The sequence below is a fragment of the Rhodococcus sp. KBW08 genome, from assembly GCF_003852455.1.
Classification (GTDB): Bacteria; Actinomycetota; Actinomycetes; order Mycobacteriales; family Mycobacteriaceae; genus Rhodococcus_F; species Rhodococcus_F baikonurensis.
This window is the reverse complement of the sequence record NZ_QAJJ01000011.1, coordinates 87,921-108,698: the sequence shown is the minus strand read 5'-3', so window position 1 is coordinate 108,698 and position 20,778 is coordinate 87,921. Positions and strand designations below refer to the sequence as shown.

Annotated in this window: 15 protein-coding genes; 12 read left to right on the top strand and 3 right to left on the bottom strand. The window is 62.5% G+C overall.

Annotated elements, in window-relative coordinates; all coding sequences use genetic code 11:
- Positions 1-67: 67 nt before the first annotated feature.
- Positions 68-670, top strand: coding sequence for a TetR/AcrR family transcriptional regulator (locus tag DBV08_RS15500; RefSeq protein WP_260395604.1), 603 nt, complete (start codon positions 68-70; stop codon positions 668-670).
- On the opposite strand, the gene pip is transcribed toward DBV08_RS15500, so the two are convergent.
- Positions 658-1,617 carry a prolyl aminopeptidase gene (pip, locus tag DBV08_RS15495; protein ID WP_124567991.1) on the bottom strand — a complete coding sequence of 320 codons (960 nt, stop codon included), beginning with the start codon at positions 1,615-1,617 and terminating at the stop codon, positions 658-660. The two genes, DBV08_RS15500 and pip, sit on opposite strands and share 13 nt — an antisense overlap.
- A 100-nt stretch (positions 1,618-1,717) precedes the next feature.
- Here pip and DBV08_RS15490 point away from each other — a divergent pair, with 100 nt between their 5' ends.
- From DBV08_RS15490 to DBV08_RS15445, 10 genes are all read left to right on the top strand, one after another.
- Positions 1,718-2,176, top strand: coding sequence for a hypothetical protein (locus DBV08_RS15490; RefSeq protein WP_019745870.1), 459 nt, complete (start codon positions 1,718-1,720; stop codon positions 2,174-2,176).
- A 4-nt stretch (positions 2,177-2,180) separates the two neighbouring features.
- Positions 2,181-2,777: a hypothetical protein gene (locus tag DBV08_RS15485; RefSeq protein ID WP_124567990.1), complete on the top strand. Its 597-nt coding sequence runs from the start codon at positions 2,181-2,183 to the stop codon at positions 2,775-2,777.
- Between the two features lie 84 nt (positions 2,778-2,861).
- A complete protein-coding gene (locus DBV08_RS15480; protein ID WP_124567989.1) occupies positions 2,862-3,476 on the top strand; it encodes a TetR/AcrR family transcriptional regulator in 615 nt (204 codons plus the stop codon).
- Between the two features lie 15 nt (positions 3,477-3,491).
- Positions 3,492-4,352, top strand: coding sequence for a 3-hydroxyacyl-CoA dehydrogenase (locus tag DBV08_RS15475; RefSeq protein ID WP_095972294.1), 861 nt, complete (start codon positions 3,492-3,494; stop codon positions 4,350-4,352).
- A gap of 152 nt (positions 4,353-4,504) precedes the next feature.
- On the top strand, positions 4,505-5,548 hold the full coding sequence (locus tag DBV08_RS15470) for a ParB/Srx family N-terminal domain-containing protein (protein ID WP_124567988.1): 1,044 nt from the start codon (positions 4,505-4,507) through the stop codon (positions 5,546-5,548).
- 182 nt (positions 5,549-5,730) lie between these two features.
- Positions 5,731-11,199 (top strand): glutamate synthase-related protein, encoded by a 5,469-nt coding sequence (locus DBV08_RS15465; RefSeq protein WP_124567987.1) that lies wholly within the window; start codon positions 5,731-5,733, stop codon positions 11,197-11,199.
- A 32-nt stretch (positions 11,200-11,231) separates the two neighbouring features.
- On the top strand, positions 11,232-13,022 hold the full coding sequence (locus DBV08_RS15460) for a sulfite reductase subunit alpha (protein ID WP_124567986.1): 1,791 nt from the start codon (positions 11,232-11,234) through the stop codon (positions 13,020-13,022).
- Positions 13,023-13,068: 46 nt separating this feature from the next.
- Positions 13,069-13,962 carry a hypothetical protein gene (locus DBV08_RS15455; RefSeq protein ID WP_124567985.1) on the top strand — a complete coding sequence of 298 codons (894 nt, stop codon included), beginning with the start codon at positions 13,069-13,071 and terminating at the stop codon, positions 13,960-13,962.
- Positions 13,963-14,091: 129 nt separating this feature from the next.
- Entirely contained in the window at positions 14,092-15,711 is a 1,620-nt protein-coding gene (locus DBV08_RS15450) for an ABC transporter ATP-binding protein (protein ID WP_124567984.1), read from the top strand.
- Complete coding sequence (locus DBV08_RS15445) at positions 15,708-17,255, top strand: ABC transporter ATP-binding protein (RefSeq protein ID WP_124567983.1); 1,548 nt, start codon at positions 15,708-15,710, stop codon at positions 17,253-17,255. The genes DBV08_RS15450 and DBV08_RS15445 overlap by 4 nt, the downstream gene beginning before the upstream one ends.
- 60 nt (positions 17,256-17,315) lie before the next feature.
- Here DBV08_RS15445 and DBV08_RS15440 read toward each other — a convergent pair whose 3' ends face one another.
- Complete coding sequence (locus DBV08_RS15440) at positions 17,316-18,473, bottom strand: acetyl-CoA C-acetyltransferase (protein ID WP_124567982.1); 1,158 nt, start codon at positions 18,471-18,473, stop codon at positions 17,316-17,318.
- 666 nt (positions 18,474-19,139) lie between these two features.
- On the opposite strand from DBV08_RS15440, the gene DBV08_RS15435 reads away from it, so the two are divergent.
- Positions 19,140-19,559 (top strand): hypothetical protein, encoded by a 420-nt coding sequence (locus DBV08_RS15435; RefSeq protein WP_124567981.1) that lies wholly within the window; start codon positions 19,140-19,142, stop codon positions 19,557-19,559.
- A 96-nt stretch (positions 19,560-19,655) separates the two neighbouring features.
- On the opposite strand, the gene DBV08_RS15430 is transcribed toward DBV08_RS15435, so the two are convergent.
- Positions 19,656-20,741 (bottom strand): ABC transporter substrate-binding protein, encoded by a 1,086-nt coding sequence (locus DBV08_RS15430; RefSeq protein ID WP_124567980.1) that lies wholly within the window; start codon positions 20,739-20,741, stop codon positions 19,656-19,658.
- Positions 20,742-20,778 lie beyond the last annotated feature (37 nt).

Sequence of the window (20,778 nt, the reverse complement as noted above, 5' to 3'; positions counted from 1 at the left end):
GTTGCATTAGCCCAGTGAACCATGCGGTCACAACTAACACAACACCTTGTTGCGATAAGGTTGGCCCATGACCTCGACACCACAACGGCCCGGAGGGCGCAGCGCCAGGGTGCGTGAGGCAGTTCTGGCGGCCACCGCGGCCGAACTGTCCGAACGCGGATTCGCGGCGATGACCATCGAGGACATAGCCGCCCGTTCCGGAGTCCACAAGACCACGATCTACCGGCGATGGACCACCTTGTCTCAACTCGTAGCCGACGCGGCCGTCGAAATATCGGCAACCACCGTTCCCATCCCGGACACCGGCTCCATCGAATCCGACCTGCGCGAGATGGCCAGATCGATAGTCGCACTGGTGACCAGCGAGTCGGGCGGCGCATTGGTGGCCGCACTGTTCTCGGACGCAGTCCGCACACCCGAGGTGGCGAGACTCAAGCGCGAGTTCTACTCCGCACGTTACGAACTGGCAGACATCGTGGTCCGCCGAGCAGTCGAACGCGGGGAGATCTCCGAGAAGGTCTCAGCCGCTGATCTTCTGGCGGCCGTAGCCGCGCCCATCTACTATCGCCTGTTGGTCGCCGATCTACCCGTCGACCGGTCGGTTGCCGATCGTGCTGCTGCCGGCGCGCTCGCCGCGGCCCACGCCGGAGCACTCGATCAGACCGAATGAGCCAGTGAATTCAGCGCTTCCACGATTGCCTCGTTGAATCCACCGCCGCCATGCCCGGCGCCGTCGAGTACCACCAATTCACTGCCCGGCCACCGCTGGTGGATCGCCCAGGCAGTGTCGAGTGGCCCGGAAATGTCATACAGTCCGTGCACGAGAATCGCGGGAATCTCGGCAAGACGGTCCATGCCGTCCAGGATCTGATTCGGCGCCAGGAAACAATCGTTGGCCCAGTAGTGCGTGACCAGCCTGGTCATCACTCGGCGGAAGTCGGGATTCTGGTATCGAACACTCGGAGTCCACCCCGGCATCAGCGACACATGCACGTCTTCCCAACGGCACCACTGCAACGCAGCGTTTTCCCGCACAACAGGATCCGGATCGGCGAGCAGTCGCGCGTAGGCCGCGGGGAGGTTTCCGTCACGCTCTTCCACCGGAAGCGGCGCGACGAACTCCTCCCATTCACGCGGAAATATTCTGCCCATGGCACGGGTGATCCACTCGATTTCGAGTCTCGTCCCGCCGGTGACCGCGCCCAATGCCATAGCGATCACCCGCCCGGGAAACGCTTGGGCGTACACCAGACCCAAACTGACGCCCCACGAAAGGCCGGAAACGAGCCATCGTTCGATACCGAGATGTTCACGAAGACGCTCGATGTCGTCGAGGATGTGCGCCGTCGTGTTCACGGTGAGATCGACGTCCGGGCCACTCGCGAGAGGAAGGCTGCGCCCACAGCCTCGTTGATCGAACAGAACTGCGCGAAAGGTTTCGGGATCGAAAAAACGCCTGGCACCGACAGTGCATCCGGAACCAGGGCCACCGTGGAGATAGAGAACCGGGATACCGGCCGGATTCCCGACGGTCTCCCAGTAGAGGCTCTGACCATTCGACACTTCCAACAACCCCGACTCGTATGGTTCGACGGCCGGGTACAGGACAGCGCCCATAGGCGGTAATTCTTCCATCAACCGACGTGTCCGGTAAGCAGCACGCGTGCGGGCTATGGCCTAGCGTGGACAGGACACCTCTGCGACGGGAGTACACCAGATGCGTGACGGGTTCAGGTTGCCGGGGTACGGCGGCGCCGCGGTCTTCCTTCGCAGTCATGCGGTTCCTGCCGCTGTCTTCGAATCCGACGTACCCACACTCGTTTTCGACGTAGGCCTGCTCAGCCCCGATCGATTCAATCAGTATCTCAGCAGACACACCGACGAAGGATTTGTCGAACGGCTGGCGGCGTTCTTCTTTCACGCGGCCGCAGACTTTCATCCCGAGAAATCGCTGCCGGCGTTCACCGACGAACGACTCGGACTGATGATCTCGGTCTGTTCCAGCACCGATCGAGAGGTGGAACTCGACTTCTCACTCGCCGAGGATCCCGAATCGGAGGACACCGAACGCGACGAGATGACCTTCGAGACAAGCCGAGTCGTCCTCGCGACCTCGGCTCAAACGGTTTCTCGACTCACCGGTGGAGTAACCACCCACTTCGACGGAGAGTGGTGACGACATGGGTTTCCTCTTCGAGGTTCTCGATTTTCCCGACGGCAGTCGGATGACCGACCTGTGGAACAACACGTGGGCCGAGCCGGCAACCGGAGAGGAGATCGCTTCCGGTCACTTCATTCACCTGGGAGACGATCAGCACGTCGACGTGGAGACCGATTTTCTCAGTAGCCACCTCCCCTTCAACGTGGCAGGCTTCGGCGGAGTCTTTCCCGACGGCAAACCCTGGATGTTCGTCATGCAGAAGGCACCGGCCGACCTCGCGACCAGGCTGCGCGGCGAGGACGATCCACACTCACTTCTGCGCGGATCACTCGACCGCGCCATGTCTTTCAACCCCGATGCACTGGTGGCCGAGGAATTGTCCTGGAGGCATGACGATCTGCTGAAGGTGTACGAGGAAGAGGGAATCCCGGCGGTATCCGTTGCCGGTTGGTCGGCTGCAGATCTCCTGCGCGGTCTCTTGGCGCAGTGTTGCAACGTCGAACTCGCCGCCGTTGTCGCCGGATACCCCGAATGCGCCTACCCCCAATCGGTGCACGCATGCGAAGCCGACGTGTTCGCCGACGTGTTTGCCGGTTGGGTCAGCGGACTGCGGTGATGTGACGGAGGAGACGTCATCCTCCCGTAATTTCGGAGTAGACTCATTTATGAGCGTGATCCGAAATGAGACGAGGTGAGCGGGATGACGAAGCCGGACCAAGGGCTGGGCCGTCGCGAACGCAACAAGCTCGAAAAGCAGACACGCATCTTCGACGCCGCGGCCGAACTGTTCGCGGAAAAGGGCTACAGCGCGGTCACCACTCAAGAGATTGCCGACCGCGCCGATGTAGCCGGCGGAACCCTCTTTCGTTACGCCGCAAGCAAAGCCGAGCTACTGCTCATGGTGTACAACGCGGAGTACCGTAAGCAGATCGAACTGGGAGAAGAGCGTGAGGCCAAGTCGACGGACACAGAAGCTCGTGTGCTCGAGCTGGTTTCACCCCTGCTGATCGCAAGTCGCCGAAACGACGAGAACACCGGCATCTACCAACGCGAGGTGTTGTTCGGCGAGCCCAGCGAATGCTTCCGGGCCGAAGGCCTGGAGCTCTCGCAACGCCTGCAAACGCGGATTGCACAAATCCTGCACGAGGGTCACCCCCACCACACCACACAAACCACCACTGCAGCGCGAACGATTTCCAACGTGCTGCACTTCGAAATAGCCCGCGCGGCATTGGACCGGATCACGGCTGACGAACTCACGAACATCGTTGCAGCACAGGTCCGATTGACGCTTGCCGGACTACCCACCGAATAGGATTGAGGATCGAAAATGACTGAATTGAAGCAGATCACCGTTCTGGGTACCGGAGTCCTCGGCTCACAGATCGCCTATCAGAGCGCCTATCACGGCTTCGACGTCGTCGCGTACGACATCAACGCCGAGGTCATCGAGAAGGCCAAGGCTCGGTTCGACTCGTTGGCCGCGGCTTACAAGGCCGAGAACGTCGAGGGTGCCAAGGAAGGCAAGGCCGACGAAGCACTGCAACGTATTACGTACTCGTACGATCTAGCCGAAGCCGTCGCCAAGGCCGATCTTGTCATCGAGGCAATTCCCGAGGACATCGCCATCAAGCGCGACACCTACGAGAAGCTTGCCACGGTAGCTCCTGAGCACACGGTGTTCGCAACCAACTCGTCGACGCTTCTCCCGAGCGACCTCAAGGAGTTCACCGGTCGACCCGAGAAGTTCCTCGCACTGCACTTCGCAAATCACGTGTGGGTCAACAACACTGCCGAGGTGATGGGCACCGAGTCCACCGACCCCGCCGTGTACCGCGAGGTCGTCGAGTTCGCGAAGAACATCGGCATGGTGCCGATCGAGCTCAAGAAGGAGAAGGCGGGCTACGTACTCAACTCGCTACTGGTCCCGCTCCTCAATGCAGCATCCGATCTGCTGATCGACGGCATCGCCGATCCCGACATGGTCGACAAGACTTGGCGTATCGGCACCGGAGCCCCGTTCGGCCCCTTCCAGATCATGGACGTCGTCGGGTTGACCACCGTCTACAACATCTCCTCCCAGGGCGGCGAGAAGCAGCGCGAATTCGCCGACTACATCAAGAAGAACTACATCGACGAGGGCAAGCTCGGCGTCGCTGTCGGCGAGGGCTTCTACAACTACAAGAGCTGATCAACCAACCGGCTCACCGCGCGGTGGCTACGACGTGAATTCACGTGGTAGCCACCGCGCGGACGTCTGTTGTCAGTAAGTCCGAAACCACCCTGAGCGATTGTGACGCAAGCTTCCTCACGTGCGAACCCACCCTCAGGAGAGATCCCCACATGCGTCGTTCCGCCATCTCGGCACTCACAACACTGGCACTGCTCGGCGCCGGAACATTGGCGGGCACACCCGCCGTCGCCGCTCCCCTCGCGTGTGGCGGCATCTCCACCGGTTCGTTCTCAGGCTCCGCCGGCGGCTCGGAGTACCTGTGCGCCAAGGAAGGTGACCTTCTGGACGTTCGCATCGGCGACGTTCACGCGACACAACCTTCCCTCGGCTACGACGAGGTGTACTACAAGCTCGGGCGATACACGCTCGGAAAAGACACGATCAACAAGAAGTTCGACGACTGGTGCGAGGCGAACGGCCAGATCCAGGCCGCGACCGCTACTGCGGCGTCGACACTGAAGGACCCGTCGTCCTTCACCTGCCAGATCCCGGTGGGTCAGGAAACCGCCGAGAGCATCGCGCCCATGAAGACCGTGGTCGTCGGCCCCCGCGGCGATCTCTACCTGACCGACGGTCACCACACCCTCACGTCCTTCATCGAGACGGCCGACGGAGGTCCTGACCTGCACGTGCGACTCCGAGTTCTCGGCAACCTCAGCGGCCTGACCGAAGGCGCCTTCTGGACGGAGATGGAAAAGAACAAGTGGGTCTGGTCGCGTGACGTCGACGGAAACCAGGTGCCGGTCCAGTCCCTGCCGAAAAGCGTCGGCCTGGCGAACTTCGCCGACGACAAGTACCGCAGCCTGATGTATTTCTCCCGCGACATCGGATTCGCCGCAGGCTCGATCCCGTTCCAGGAGTTCTACTGGGGCGCGTGGGTCCGCGACACCGCGCCCGTCGACCTCACCAACTGGAATCGCGATGATCTCTCCAGCTACCTGAGCACGGTGAAGTCGGTGACCAAAGCGCAGACCGCGTTGGCGGGCGATGCGGTCGTCGACAGCGGATTCACTGCCACCGATCTTGGCGTCCTGCCGGCCTGGAACGATGGCAAAGCGGAGTCCAAGGGCGAGTTCGCAAAGCTCTCGAAGCCGTACACAGACGACAAGCCGGGCAAGATCGCTTACGCCCTCGCCTACAAAGCAACCCTCTGACCTGCTCAGATCCAAGTCACACCCAGCAGACTTGACTAAGGTAAGCCTCTACTCAGTAGTCTGATCCCATTCGGGTGCCGCTTCATCGAAGCAGCGACGCCCTGCCCTGACGGAATACATGCCGTCGTATCTGCCCGGTCGAACAATCTCCGGGCAACCAGGACAGGGAGAAGGTTGCTGCAGTGAGCACGTCCATCGTCGGTTTGTACGACCCCGCAGATGACAAGAGCAGTTGCGGGGTCGGGTTCATCACGCGCAAGGACGGCGTGCAGACCCACGATGTCCTGATCAAGGGCCGCGAAGCACTCTGCTCGGTCCCGCACCGCGGCGGTATGTCCTCCGAGGGTGTCGGCGACGGTGGCGGCGTCTCGGTGGACCTCTCCCTCCGGTTCTTCCGCAAGGTCACCGGGCGCTCCGACCTCCGTGCCGGCCGCTTCTGCGTCGGCAACTTCTTCCTTCCCGACGACGACGCCCAGCATGCTCGTGCAGCGACTCTGGTGGAACGCGAACTTCTCGACAGAGGCTTCACCACCCTCGCAGTGCGCGACATCCCGGTCGACAACTCGTCGATTCGGCCGGCCGCGATCGCGCATCAGCTTCCGATCAGGCAGTGGATCTTCGAGGTCCCCACTCCGCGTCCCGAGCCCGCGGTAGTCGATCGCCTCGTGCACGAGGCGCTGCTCGCCATCGAAGCCATCGCGTACAACACGCCTGCGCTGCGCGGGTTGTACCCACTCTCGCTCAGCGCGAGAACACAGGTTCTCAAGGGCCGCTTGAACTCCGACGAAGTGATCCCGTACTTCCGCGACCTGGTCGACCCCGATCACGCCGTACACACGATGTACTTCCACACGCGGTTCTCGACCAACACGGACCCGCATCCCACGATGGCGCAGCCGTTCCGGTTCATGGCTCACAACGGAGAACTGAACACGGACAAGAAGAATCGGCTTTCCGAAGCTGCCGTCGCCAGCGCGAAACGACGCGCGATCGTCCGTCCGCCCGGCCAGTCCGACAGTTGCCGACTGGATCAGACCCTGGAAGCTCGCGTCATCGAGGACAGTGTCGACCTGGTGACGGCTGTGGTCTCGATGATGCCGCCGGCCTGGGAAAACGACACCACCCTCTCCCCTGCGGTGCGAGCGATGTTCGAGTACTTCTCGCTGTACGAGGAGAAAAACGACGGACCGGCAGCGCTGGTCTTCGGCGACGGCACCATCATCGGTGCACGCCTCGATCGCCTCGGCTTGCGTCCACTACGCACGATCGAGACCCACGACTACGTATGCGCATTCTCCGAAGCCGGACAGATCGCGTTCCCACCCGAGACGGTGATTCACCGTGGCCGCGTCGAAGCCGGCGGAATGCTCTACTTCGATCATCGAGATCGCCACACCTACACTGCCCACGAGGCCCTGGAAAAGATTGCTGCACAGCGTGATTACCAGTCTCTGGTGGAGCAGTCACGAATCCTGATCGAGGACATTGCCTCCGTACCTGCGGAGAAGGTGAGCTCACCGACGCGCTACAACGGAACCTTCGAGGTTCATCAGCGCTACATGGCGTACTCCCTGGATCAGGAGAGCTTCAAATTCCTGATGGATCCGATGCTCACACACGGAGCCGAGAAGGTCTCCGCCATGGGCTACGGCAACGCCATCAACGCGTTCAGCGATCGCGAAGGCGGTGTGGCACGCTACTTCTCACAGCGATTCGCCCAGGTAACCAACCCTCCGCTCGACAGCATCCGTGAAGCGGACGGTATGACTCTCCGGGTCGCATTGGGCGCGAAGACGACTGCCGGAGAGGGCAAACAGATCGTCATCGCGTCGCCGATCCTCGGGCATCTGGACATGCTCAAGATCCGCGAACAGAACCACACACCGCACCGCCGCTTCGAAATGCTCTACCCCGCCGGGGGAGACGCACAAGCGATGATCGACGCGATGACCGCACTCGGCGACGCTGTTGTGGCCTTCGCAGCTGAACAGGGCGGGATCGCAGTCCTGACCGACCGTCACGTATCTCACGAGCGTGCAACACTTCCCGCGATCATGGTCGTCGGAGCACTGAACCAGCGACTCATCGACGCAGGCCTGCGATTGCGTGTCTCTCTCATCGTGGAGAGCGGCCAGATCGAGTCCTCGCACCACGTTGCGGCCGCACTCGGCTTCGGCGCTTCGGCCGTCTACCCGTTGTCTGTGCAACTTCGCGCCGAGGAGAAGTTCGAGGCCGACCCGGACGCCGCGTTCCGGCGCTTCGCCAAGGCCGCCGAGAAGTCCCTCATGAAGACGATGGGGCGCGTCGGTCTGTGCACCGTCGAGAGCTACATCGGCGGAGAATTCTTCGAACCCAACTTCCTCGATACGTCCGACCCTGTTCTGAGTCAGTGGTTCCCCAACATGAAATCCCCGGTCGGCGGCGTCGGTTTCGACACCGTCGCGGCGACCTCGAAGCAGTGGCACGAGCGGGCGAGCGAAGTCGGGGGTGAGAAGGACCTGCCACTGCTCGGTCTGTTCAAGGAGCGCGCTGACGGCGCAGGGCATTCGTTCGGTACCACCGCGGTCCGCAAGTACGTCGAACTCACCGAGGAGAAGATCGCGTTCGACAGTCCCTCGGGAACAGAACAATTCGAGGCTCTGCGTCTCCTTCCCCTCGGACGGCTCGACGACGCCTTCCGCCTCGACGCCGGGGCATACCGGGCGACGAGCTTCGACCGGTTGACCACCGAACAGGTCGACGACTTCGACATCACCGCCGGGTACCGGGACTTTTCTACTGTCATGGCTGCGGAACGATCGCGTCGTCCCGCCGCGCTGCGCGACGTCATCTCCGTTCCCGGCGATGTCACGTTTGCGGTGACGAAAGCCGAGTTCGCCGAGCAGATCAGCCGATTCTCGGTACACGGCAATACGACGATCGTGATGCGTGGAATCCAGTGTGAATCCGCCGCAGACCGCGGGTACACACTTCGCCTGGACGGACCACTGGCCGACGACGCCGCACGCCGGGTAGCACTCGGAAACGCTCTCACCGCTATCTTCTCGGGCGATATCTCCATCGAAGCCACCGCACCGGATCTGGTTCTGAAGGCAACCGGTATCGGGGCACAGTTCCTGTCCAAGTTGCGGGTCGCACCGGCAGGTGTTCCTCTCTCCGAGGTGCAGAGCGCCAGCGACATCACTCCGAAGTTGGCGTCGGGAGCCATGAGCCACGGCGCGCTCAATGCTCCGGCACACGAAGCCGTCGCGCATGGCACGAACATGGTCGGCGCGATGTCCAACAGCGGTGAAGGTGGTGAACACCTGTCTCGTTACAACACAATTCGAGCATCGCGTATCAAGCAGTTTGCATCCGGTCGATTCGGAATCTGGGCGGGATACCTCGCCGACCCGATGCTCGAAGAGATCGAGATCAAACTCGGCCAAGGTGCAAAACCCGGTGAGGGCGGCCAGCTTCCGGCAGCCAAGGTCACCGTCGACATCGCTGCGGCCCGCGGTGGAACCCCCGGTGTCGAACTGGTTTCACCGCCGCCTCACCATGACACGTACTCCATCGAGGACCTCGCTCAGCTCATCCACGACTGCAAGGCAGCGCGTATCCGGGTGATCGTGAAGTTGGTGTCCTCGGAAGGTATCGGCACCATCGCCGTCGGAGTCGCCAAGGCCGGCGCTGACGTCATCAACGTCGCCGGAAACACCGGTGGCACCGGCGCCGCTTCCGTGACCAGCCTCAAGTACGCGGGCCGTGCGGCCGAGGTCGGTATCGCAGAGGTCCATCAAGCTCTGTGCGCCAACGGTCTTCGTCAGAAGGTCGTTCTTCGATGCTCGGGCGCACATCAGACCGGCAGCGACATCATCACCTCGGCACTACTCGGCGCAGACAGCTTCGAGTTCGGCACATCGGCGCTGATGATGATGGGCTGCGTCATGGCCAAGAACTGCAACATCAAGTGCCCCGCAGGACTGACCACCAACCCGGAACTGTTCGACGGCGATCCCCGTGCCATGGCGCAGTACCTTCTCAACATCGCTCACGAAACTCGGGAACTGTTGGCAAATCTGGGAATGCGATCCCTCCAGGAAGCGCGAGGACGAACCGACCTCCTGCATCTGATCGATCACCCGTCCATCGTCGGCAATCTGAACCTGGGCGCGATGTTCGCGTCGGCGCCGGACATCACCGTCGACAATCCCGTGTACCTCGAGCGTGAGTACGCGCTCGACGAGAAGATCATGGACGAGGTTCGCACGGCACTCTTCGACCGTGGCGAGGCCTCGGTCACCGTGTCCGGACCCGAATTCGCCCAAGGTGCACTGCACCTGGGGAACCGGAACAAGAGCGTCGGCGGGCAGTTGGCGGTCGACCTCGAACGCGAACTCAACTACGGAGCGGCCGGGCTTCTCGCTCCGGGAGTGCTGACCGACGAACGTGGGCGACGGTACTTCGCTCCGGGCAGCGTACGCGTCCTGACGACCGGATCTGCGGGCCTGTCGTTCGGCGCATTCTGCAACGACGGCATGCACCTGGAGCACACCGGGACATGCAACGACGGCGTGGGAAAGAGCATGAGCGGCGGCGTGATCGCCGTGCGCAGCCCTGGCGGCGGCTCCAGTGACGCCGGCGGAAACGTGTTGATCGGCAACTTCGCTCTCTTCGGCGCCACCGGTGGGCGAGTGTTCGTCGAAGGTGAAGCAGGCGATCGCTTTGCGGTTCGCAACTCCGGAGCCAGCGCTGTCGTCGAAGGCGTCGGCGACTTCGCCGGGGAGTACATGACAAACGGTGCCGTCCTGAATCTCGGCGAGTTCGGCAAAGGCGTCGGCAACGGCATGAGTGGTGGGTTCTTCTACCAGTACGACCCTCGCGGCGAGCTTGCACTGCGAGCGAGCACCGATTCCGTGCTGTTGGGGTCGATCACCGCTGCGACCGACCCTCTTGCCGCCGTCCACATCCACGCAGTGCAACTCCTTCTCGAACTGCATGTGGAGGCAACGGGATCCGCGCTCGGAACCCGATTGCTCGAGAACTGGGAAGTCGAACAGCACTCGTTTGTCTACGCGATGCCCAAGGCGCTGATGCTCTACCAGGACAGCGACGCCATCCTTGCCGCCAAAACGCACAAAGAACTTCTCGAAGAGTTGGCTTCTGCCATCGCGGCGCGGCAGGTACGCACCTTCAAACTCGCGGTTCGAGACGAGCGTCCCGCACTCGGCGGCGCAGTCCCCGGTTACGGAGAAACCGATACCGCAACGATGTACGCACTCCTCAGCGAGTACACCGTGCTTCACTTCGCCCAACAACTCGCCGCGGCCCGCACCCCGAATGCGTCGGGACCCGACGATCCAGCAGTTCAGAAGGCAGCTCGCAATCTGGTGCTGACCGAGGACTTCGCCCTCGTCCAGCACCTGGTGAAGTACTCGAAAGAGATTCTGGCCGGCTACGACGACGAACAGTTGGCCGCGCTGATTGCAGCCAAGCGGGTCGACGACTACAAGCAGGCGTTGAGTCTGCGCAACGTGCTGGCGATGGACAGTCCCGCGACGTACGGGTGGATTCTTTTTCAAGACAACAAGAACCGGGACAAACTCGGATCCCTGCCGAACTTCGACGAGTTGTTCGCTTCACGTGCGATCCCCGACCTGGTGTCCTGACCTCTCCCCCGAACGTAGGTGAGCTTCAAATCATGGAAATTCCGTACATTCCCGAATACGCACCGTTCACCGGCGACCAGCGAGCGTGGCTTTCCGGTTTCCTGGCCGGTCTTCACTCACGAACCGTCATGCCCGGTCAAACCGGTACTGCAACAGCAACTGTGGAAAGAACTGCTGGCGCGGCCGTGCACATCCTCTTCGGGAGCCAGACCGGAAATGCGGAGTCCGTGGCCGAAGACGCGGCCGCTGCTGCTCGTGCCCACGGTCTCGAACCACTTGTCGCGGGTCTTGACACCGTGGATATCAACGCACTTTCCGCCATGCGCCGGGTACTCGTGATCACCTCGACCTACGGCGAGGGCGAGATGCCTGACAACGCGCAACTGTTCTGGGATGCAGTCGAATCCGAGAGCGCCCCCAGATTGGACGGTCTTTACTTCGGAGTGCTTGCACTCGGTGACACCAGCTACGACGGCTACTGCCAGTCCGGCAAGAACATCGACGCTCGCTTCGAAGCGCTCGGCGGGACCCGCGTTGTCGACCGCACCGATTGCGACGTCGACTACGAGGATGACGCGGCCGAGTGGATCGTTCGTGCCGTCGCTGCGGTGGCCGGCGTGGACGGTGATGCCGGTCCGGGCGGCGACACAGGCGCTGCGGTGGTGCCGGTTGCATCCGGTTCACTGAAGACCAAATCCCAATGGACGCGCAAGAACCCCTATCCTGCGACTGTTCTCGCCAATCGACTGTTGTCCGGTGAGGGCTCCGCCAAGGAAGTCCGCCACTTCACCTTTGCACTCGGCGAGGATGGTCTGGACTACGAGGCCGGAGACGGGTTGGGAATCCGCCCGATCAACGACCCCGCTCTCGTCGACGCCATCATCCGTCAACTCGGGGTGAGCGGCGATTGCGTCGTCACGGCGAAGGACGGCTCTTCCGTGCCGTTGGACCAGGTGTTGACCAGCGATTACGAGATCTCGATTCCCTCTCGCGATCTGATCGACGACATCGCCCGACGCAGCGGAGACGCCGAACTGCAGCATATTCTCGACACCGAAGATCGGGAAGCGCTCGACGCGTGGCTGTGGGGCAAAGATGTGCTCGATCTTCTGCAGCTGGGCACCAGCGCTCGCCTGAATCCCGAAGAGTTGCTTGCTCTTCTGCGCCCCCTTCAGCATCGGGTCTACTCGATCTCGTCCAGCCCGCTGGCCCACGACGGCACCGTGCATCTGACGGTTGCGAGTGTGCGCTACCGCTCGGGCGAGCGGGATCGCGGTGGCGTCTGCTCGACGTATCTTGCGGACCGGGTAGGCGAGGGAGACCGGGTCGGAGTTTTTGTCTCCAAGAACAATTCGTTCCGCCTGCCCGCCGATGATGCTGCTCCCGTCGTGATGATCGGACCCGGAACCGGCATCGCACCCTTCCGCGCTTTCCTGCACGAGCGTCGGGCGCGGAACGCGTCGGGGCAGAATTGGCTCTTCTTCGGCGATCAGCATCAGTCGAGCGATTTCATCTACGAGGACGAGCTCAACGGCCTGACCCGTGACGGTGTCCTGACGCGTCTCGACCTCGCCTTCTCTCGTGATCAGTCCGAGAAGATCTACGTCCAGACACGTATGCGCGAGCAGGGCCGAGAGTTGTTCGCCTGGCTCGAGAAGGGCGCGCACGTGTACGTCTGCGGCGATGCCACCCGGATGGCGAAGGACGTCGACGACGCATTGCACGAGGTGGTCGCCGAGCACGGCGGGTTGGATGCGGATGCCGCCGAGGACTACGTCAACAACCTCAAACGATCGAAGCGGTACCTACGGGATGTCTACTGAGATGTGTCCCCACCGTGGTGAATGCCGTTGCGCAGCTGTGGCGCGCATGTCGGACCTGGACGCGCTGCTTGCGCGTCCAGGATTCCGCGGTGGACTGATCGACACGGTACCCGGGGTAGTCGGCGAAATGTTGTCCCTCTTGGGCGATGTCGTCGCGATCACCGTTGCGGGGCCAGTGGCTGTCAACGACTCGGGAAAGTACGCCGTTCCCACCGTTCCCGGTGATCCGCTGGTCTGCACGCCAGGACTCGTCTCTCTGCGTTTGAACCCTTCCGCCCTCGGTTCGGTGGTGACCACTGATGCAGAGCAGCACCTTCCGCCGACGCTCCGGATGTTCGACACTCACGGATCGAGTTCGCACACCACCTATTTGACCCCGGCCTCGGATCGTCTCGCCTTCGAAGCGATACGAAACGCGGCCGACGCTTCGAGGGAAGCCAACCCTCCCATCCAGACGTCGAATACGCCCGCATTCTGGGCCGAAGCCGATCAGCTGACACAACTCGACTTCATCCTCGCGGACAGGGGCAGCGAACGCCGCAACGGTTTGGTCGCTCTGGGCGCCCTCGGCTACCGGAGAATCGATCCTCACCTCATGGCTGCCGGGATGGAGCACCTGTCCTACCAACAACTGCCCGTCACGACGGTTGTCGCCGGGAACGGCTGCCTGCAGATTCATCGCGGTGATCTCGACGCGGCAGCCATGTTCGGCGGAACGCTGACTCTAGCCTCGGACACCTGCCGGACGATGATCGACCTGAACGGCGTCGCGGAGTGCTGGCTGACCCGCACGCACGGAGTTCACGGACTGACCAGCTCGATCGAGATGTACGACTTCCGCCGAAAATGCGTGGCAGTCTTCACCCAAACAGGTCCAGCCGAACCCGCAGTCATGGACATGTGGGAAGACGTCATGAGTTCCATTTCGGCCGCATCCTGACGCCGACGGCTGCCAATCGAGTGTAAGAAATCGGCGTACTGCGATAACCAAGAGTGGCAACCGAAGCCTAACCTCAGGTTTCGGTCACTTGTCGTGCCCGCACCCTGACGCTGATTCAAGGAGTTATCCATGCCCCGCCCTCTCGTCGAACCATCGCTGGTCCCGGCCTTGCGCCCGGCGCTGCCTGCATTGGCCGCCGGGGTGGTCGCGGCGGCTGCGTCGGGGGTCGCGATGCTCGGAGCGCTCTGGTGCGTCGTGCAACTCATCGGTGAACCGTCCATGAGTTGGGCCGAATGGGCATGCGGGCTCTGGCTCGTCGGCGTCACGCTCGCCGCCACGTCGTCGTGGCTCTCGCACCACGCCGAGGCGCTGTTCGAGGCCAGGCTCAGGCGCCAGCTCGCTGCCCACCTCGTCCGGTTGCCGGCAAGCACGCTGTCCCGCTACAGCGGGGACGCGCTGAGAAGGCTCGTCTCCGACGACATCTCGGCGCTGCACCATATGACTGCGCACCTACCTGCCGAGTTCGCGACGCTCGTGGTGGTCCCGGCGCTCACGATCGCGGCGCTGGCCGTCTCAGCCGGCCCGGTGGCGCTTCTCGCTCTGGCTCCCGGCATCGTGGCAGCACTGTTCTATCTGATCGTGATCCCTCGAATGGCTGCGCGGTACAGCGCTGAACGTGCGGATGTCATGGGCGACATCGTGACCGCCGTGGACGACTATGCCCGCGGCATCCGCGTCTGCCGGATCTACGGCGCGCAGACCGGTGCTGCCGCTGACTATGCAGAATCGACAGCACGGTTCACTCGGGGAATGCAGGAGCGCGTTCGACTCGTGGCGACCCCTGCGGCCGTCGCCGTTTCCCTCATGCAGGCGACGGCAACGTTTGCGATCGCCTATGCCATCGGATTTCGCTGGGATGCACCGACATTGGCCGCCACCATTCTCTTCAGTCTCGCAATCGTGACACCGGCCCTGCGGCTCGGGCACGGCCTCGACTACGTCGCGGCTGGACGCTCTGCTGCAGTCCGACTCGCCGCAGCGCTGGAGGAAGCCACCCTCCCGGCTGGTGAAGCATCAACCGTTCCGGCCGCCAGTCCCTCCGATCGACTGGAGATCCTCGGCCTGACTGTCACGATCGCGGACCGCAGAGTCATCGACGGCGTCACGCATGCATTCCGCCCGTCCGCAATCACTGCGATCACGGGACCGAGTGGAGCGGGCAAGTCGACGCTGCTGAAAGCACTGGCCGGCTTCGAAATCCCGGATCTGGGTACCGTCCGCTACGCGGGCCAGAGCGTCGACACTATCGACGAGAACCTGCGGCCACGGTCCATTCTGCTCACGCCTCAGGGCGCAGACGTATTGCCTGCCACGGTGCGCGAGAACATCGCGCTGGCCGCCCCCGACGCAACAGACGCGGAATACGCCGCAGCTCTTCGCCGGGCACAGATCGACGTCAGCCTCGATGCCGATGCCGCTTCACTCTCCGGCGGAGAACGTCAGAGAGTCGGGCTTGCTCGGGTATTCCTTTCGCCCGCAACAGTACTGCTGCTCGACGAGCCGACCAGCGCACTCGACGATCGGACAGCGGCCGAACTGTTGAAAGAACTACGACATCTCGCACACGACGAAGGAAAGACGATCGTGATCGTCACCCACGACCCCGCTCTTGCAGACGACGCCGACGATCGGCTCGACCTCCGGAGTCTCATCGCATCCGATGCTGCCCTGACTGGAGCCGAACAATGAACAGCACCACTGCAGCCCGTCGACGCTTGATCACCATCGGACTCGGTTGGGTGTCCGTCGCGGTCCTCGAGGCGATCGCGTACACCTTTCTCGCGCTCTCGATCGCCGATCACCGGCCGCCGGTTCTCGTCCTGGCCACGGCCGCAATCGCCCTCTTCGTGACCGTCCTGGTCTCGCGGGGCGGATATTTCACCGGGGCTCGACTCGTCGGCGATCTCTACGACGCGCTCGGCGATGCCTTCGCCCGCGCGAAGCTGTCCTGGTTCACCGACGACAACCGGGCTCTGCTCGCCACCGTCGCCGGGCGCGGGATCCCGTCGCTGATGAGTGTTCCCGCACACCAACTTCAGACCTTCCTCGTTGCACCGCTGATCCCGCTGCTCCTGCTTCCTGGAATCGCGGTCGTCGCGGGACCCGGAGTCATGCTGCTCGTCGGGGGACTTCTCGCGGTGTCGCTCGCAGCTCAGACGCTGGCCCAACGCGCTCTCAGCCGAGCGGACGAGCGCCGGCACGAGGCCGAACTCGCTGCGACGCAGTCAACTCTCGAGCTCACCGACCATCTCGAATTACTGCGTACAGCAGCGGGTCCCACTCGTTCCGTCGAACGGATCGAGCGAAGCTGGCGGGATCAGGAAACCGCACTTGCACGGACCAATCTCGCCGCGGCGCCAGCGACATTCATCTCGGCGATCGCGACGATCGTGCCGCTGGCAGGTGCAGTAATCTTCCTCGCCGCCACCGGATTCGACGATCCTGCAGCCGCTCTCGCGCTCGTCGTCCTCACCGCCCGCGCCGCCGCCCCGCTCGACGAACTCGCGCTGGCCGGAATCGGAGTCAATGAACTGCGCGCGACGGTTCGCGACTACCGCACCGCGACTTCGGCTCCCGCGCTGCCCGAGCCTGAACCCCAGGACGCAGGTCGCCCGGCAGGAACCGACATCAAGATCGTCGACGTGGATCACGCGCCAGTTCTGCGCGGCATCAACGCGCAGATCCCCGCTGGTGATCGCGTGCTCGTAGCGGGACGCTCCGGTACCGGGAAGAGCACACTTCTCGGGCTGCTCATGCGCTTCGACGACCCGGACGAAGGCAGCGTCACTCTGGGCGGAGTTTCATTGCGCGACTTGCCCTACGACGACCTGGCCGCGCACATCGGATACGTGCCGCAGGATCCACTCGTGTTCTCCGGCACCCTCGGGGAAAATATCGGACTGGGAAGACCTGGGGCTACCGAAACCGAGATCGAGGCCGCCGCCAGGCGCGCTGCTCTCGGCGCCGTTCTCGACCGCTCGACGCTCGGCATTCATCAGGACGTCGGGCACCAAGGGTCCGCTCTCTCCGGTGGCGAACGTCAGCGAGTGGCGATCGCTCGCGCCTTCCTCAAAAACGCACCCGTGCTTGTGCTCGACGAGGCCACTTCGGCTCTCGACGAGGGCACCGAGCGCCGCATCGCCGGCGCTGTGCAGGAATTGGCGGCCACCGTCTTCGTCGTCACCCACCGCGACCCCTCCATCTGGGAGCCGACCCGCACGATCACGCTCTGACACCGCCTACCTGACGGAGCGCTGCAACAGAGCGGCTCCAATGCCGCCCGATTCTTCCTTTCAGCTCAGCCGCTCGATGACAGTGACGTTCGCGGTTCCGCCACCCTCACACATGGTTTGGAGTCCATACCGTCCGTCAATGCGTTCCAGCTCGTGCAGCATCGTGGCGAACAGCTTGGTTCCGGTGGCTCCAAGAGGGTGACCCAATGCGATTCCACCACCGTTGGGGTTTACTCGGGAGGGATCTGCACCCGTCTCGATCAGCCAGCTCAGAACTACCGAAGCGAATGCCTCGTTCATCTCTACGGTATCCATCTGGCCGATCGACATGCCTGACTTCGCGAGCGCAAACTTGGTCGCTGGTATGGGTGCCGACAGTTGCAGCATCGGATCGTCGCCGCGCACGCTCATATGATGAATACGCGCCCTCGGCTTCAATCCATGAACCTCGAGCGCCTTCTCGGAGACGATCAAGGCCGCTGACGCGCCGTCACAGATCTGAGAGGCCACAGCAGCTGTCAGTAACGAGCCTTCCCTCAGCGCGGGCAATGCAGCCATCTGCTCCAAGGATGTCTCTCGTGGGCATTCGTCAACGACGCAGTGACCCAGTGACACGGTCTCACGCTCGAATCGCCCGTCGGCGATGGCAGCACGGGCACGCTGATGCGATTGCAGTGCCCATTCCTCCATGTCCTCACGGCTGATACCCCACTTCTTGGCAGTCAGGTCGGCACCGACGAACTGTGAGATTTCGGCCTCGCCGAATCGAGCAGCCCACCCCCGTGACTTACTGAAGGGTGTGTCGAATCCGTATTCGTTGCCGGCACGCATCGCCGCAGAGATAGGAATCGAAGACATGTTCTGCACACCCCCGACAAGCACCACATCTTGGGTCCCACTCATGACTGCTTGTGCTGCGAAGTGGATGGCTTGCTGTGAAGACCCGCATTGTCTGTCGACTGTCGTTCCCGGGATATCCAGCGGTAAGCCTGCTGCAAGCCAGGCGGTACGGGCGATGTTGCCCGATTGCGGCCCGATAGCGTCGACACAACCGAAGATCACGTCGTCGACAGCCATCGGGTCCAGTTGGGTGCGGTCGAGAATCGAGGTGATGACATGGGCTCCCATGTCCGCCGGGTGTTCCCCGGCGAGCGAGCCGTTCCGTTTACCCACCGGAGTGCGGACTGCATCGACTACATAGGCCTGGGGTGCAACCATACGAACTCCTTCGAAATCGAGCTTTTGTCGGGCGTTTGGATGTCCACACTCTAGCGATCAAGCATTTGCTTGGTATGCGAAGCGTGATTTTGACACCCACCCTTACCTGCGGGCCAGAGGTCGCCGAGTCCGGGCATGCCCCTAGACGACCAACCCGGTGTCGACAGGCCTGATCTTCGTGATTCCATCCAACGAAACCCACTGCTGTCGAAAGTATTCGGCAGTCGACACTCGACCTCCCAATGTCACACGGCAGCCCACGCCGCATCAACCGCACGTAGATGTGAAGCAGCAGAAGTTGCGAGAACACCTGCGGGCGTTCAGCTTCTAGCGAAGCGAGTACACCATTCGCATCCATCGCCTCCACTGTAGAGACATTCAACCCGTCTCGCGAGCGGCACCAAGTTGCTCGAGCTACACCACCTGCCGGCCGGCCGAAGCATGAAAAGTTAGTACTTTCGGTGGAACCCAATGAGATAGGGCAGTTCACCGCGCATTACAGGGTACATGTACCGATACTCGTTGCAGGACAACGATTCTACCGACAGCAGCGCACTCGGTGATTTGCAAACCGTCACTGATCTGAAACGTGGATCCCCTTGCGGCAATTGCACTCCGGGTACAGTATGAGCACCACACCGTCTTCGATTACCGGAGGTTACCGTGATGAGTCTCGTACGCCGATTGACCGCCTGCGCATCCGTAGTTGCCGTTTCGGTTCTGGCACCCGCAGCCATCGCCTCCGCGGCAGTCACAGTTCCGTTCCAAATCAACCCGGCACCGTTCGGGAACCCCAATGGCAGCTTCGACGCGCCTCCTGTCCGCTGCGTGGCGGTAGTCGGCGAACAACCTGGCACAGTGACGATCACCGGCGCCCCAGACGCCCGGTGGGGATGCATGCTGTCGACCGAAGTGCGTTGGCTGAACCTCTCGACAGGGACCTCCGGCACCGGTCGGCTTTCGGGCGACAACCAAGGAACCCCGGGTGAGACCACCCTGCAGACCGGGGCCGGGCAAGTTGCGGTCACCATATTGCCTGCCGCCGGACCGGTCACTCCAGGTTTCGCAACCTTTTTCGTGCCATAGGCAACCCCGAAACCCGGGGTTCTTGCTGTACGAACAACCCGCCGCCACACAATCATGTGGCGACGGGTGAGCGCTTTCCGTTCTCCAGTTGTCCGCCTACAGCTTCTCGCTGATGAGCGGAACGACATGCTCAGCCGCCCACATCGTTCCGATCGGACCACCACTCGTGATCGCCCACAGAACGTCCCCACCGTCGGCGGTACGAGGAGGCAGAGCGACCCAATGCCCGGATGACACAGCTCCCAGCGCCTGGAAGAGCTTTCCATCGGTCAGCTTGTCGAAATCCTCTTCGCTGCCGGCAGCGCTGCGGCCGATCAGCAGGAAGTCCGCATCGATGTTCTCGAGAAGTTCCTCGCCGACGGTGCTCTGGGTGACGAATTCCTTTGCGCGCGGGTTCTCGGCGAAGCCGAGCTCACCCAGGAATGTTGCCGGAGCCGAACCGGGTGCTGAAAGATACTGCAGCCCATTGCCGGTTCCGTAGAAGATCGCCCAGGTTGCAGTCAAGCCCGCGAGTTGCGGGTTCTCCTGGCGCACGTTCGCGAAATACCGGTCATGGTCGGCCACGATCTTTTCGGCCGCCTTCGAGAGGTCGAGGGTCTCGCCGAGTACGCGAATCGATTCCTTCCACGGTACGAGCATCCGCGATTTCGTGTCGGGACTCGTCACCACCGGTGCGATGGAGGACAAACGCTCGTAGTAGTCGCCCATGGACAAACCACCCAGGCCGTCAGCCCAGCCGACGGCAACGATGAGATCAGGCTCGCTCGCGGCGATGGCTTCGACGGGAAGTGTTCCGCCCATCGCGAACTCGAAAGTGTCGAGATCCTCTGCGTCGTAAGGCAACAAGTACGACTGGGAAGCCGATTCCTTCACCATCGACGAGGAGAGGACCGGTTTGACGCCGAGGGCGAGAAGCATTTCCGTGTCGACAGCATTGGGCACGATCGCGGCGATACGCTCCGGTCGCTTCTCGAGAACGCTTGTACCGTAAGGCGATTCCAGGGTCAGCGGGTAGGTGGTCGTTCCTTCCGCCGCGGGAAGGGCACTTCCTTCCGAATTGGGGGAGGATGCCGTTTTCGAGTCTTCGGCCGGGGCCGAGCACCCGGTTACGAGGAGCGCTGCGGCGAGCGCGGTCCCGATCAGTCCGGTGATCCGTGATCGTCTGGTGCGCAGGACTGTCATTTCTGCCTTTCGGTGTTATCGAGCACTGTCGGTCTTA

Coding starts and splice junctions, on each gene's coding strand:
- DBV08_RS15500 (WP_260395604.1), top strand. CDS start 68: ATGACCTCGACACCACAACGGCCCGGAGGGCGCAGCGCCAGGGTGCGT.
- pip (WP_124567991.1), bottom strand. CDS start 1,617: ATGGGCGCTGTCCTGTACCCGGCCGTCGAACCATACGAGTCGGGGTTG.
- DBV08_RS15490 (WP_019745870.1), top strand. CDS start 1,718: ATGCGTGACGGGTTCAGGTTGCCGGGGTACGGCGGCGCCGCGGTCTTC.
- DBV08_RS15485 (WP_124567990.1), top strand. CDS start 2,181: ATGGGTTTCCTCTTCGAGGTTCTCGATTTTCCCGACGGCAGTCGGATG.
- DBV08_RS15480 (WP_124567989.1), top strand. CDS start 2,862: ATGACGAAGCCGGACCAAGGGCTGGGCCGTCGCGAACGCAACAAGCTC.
- DBV08_RS15475 (WP_095972294.1), top strand. CDS start 3,492: ATGACTGAATTGAAGCAGATCACCGTTCTGGGTACCGGAGTCCTCGGC.
- DBV08_RS15470 (WP_124567988.1), top strand. CDS start 4,505: ATGCGTCGTTCCGCCATCTCGGCACTCACAACACTGGCACTGCTCGGC.
- DBV08_RS15460 (WP_124567986.1), top strand. CDS start 11,232: ATGGAAATTCCGTACATTCCCGAATACGCACCGTTCACCGGCGACCAG.
- DBV08_RS15455 (WP_124567985.1), top strand. CDS start 13,069: ATGTCGGACCTGGACGCGCTGCTTGCGCGTCCAGGATTCCGCGGTGGA.
- DBV08_RS15450 (WP_124567984.1), top strand. CDS start 14,092: ATGCCCCGCCCTCTCGTCGAACCATCGCTGGTCCCGGCCTTGCGCCCG.
- DBV08_RS15445 (WP_124567983.1), top strand. CDS start 15,708: ATGAACAGCACCACTGCAGCCCGTCGACGCTTGATCACCATCGGACTC.
- DBV08_RS15440 (WP_124567982.1), bottom strand. CDS start 18,473: ATGGTTGCACCCCAGGCCTATGTAGTCGATGCAGTCCGCACTCCGGTG.
- DBV08_RS15435 (WP_124567981.1), top strand. CDS start 19,140: ATGAGTCTCGTACGCCGATTGACCGCCTGCGCATCCGTAGTTGCCGTT.
- DBV08_RS15430 (WP_124567980.1), bottom strand. CDS start 20,741: ATGACAGTCCTGCGCACCAGACGATCACGGATCACCGGACTGATCGGG.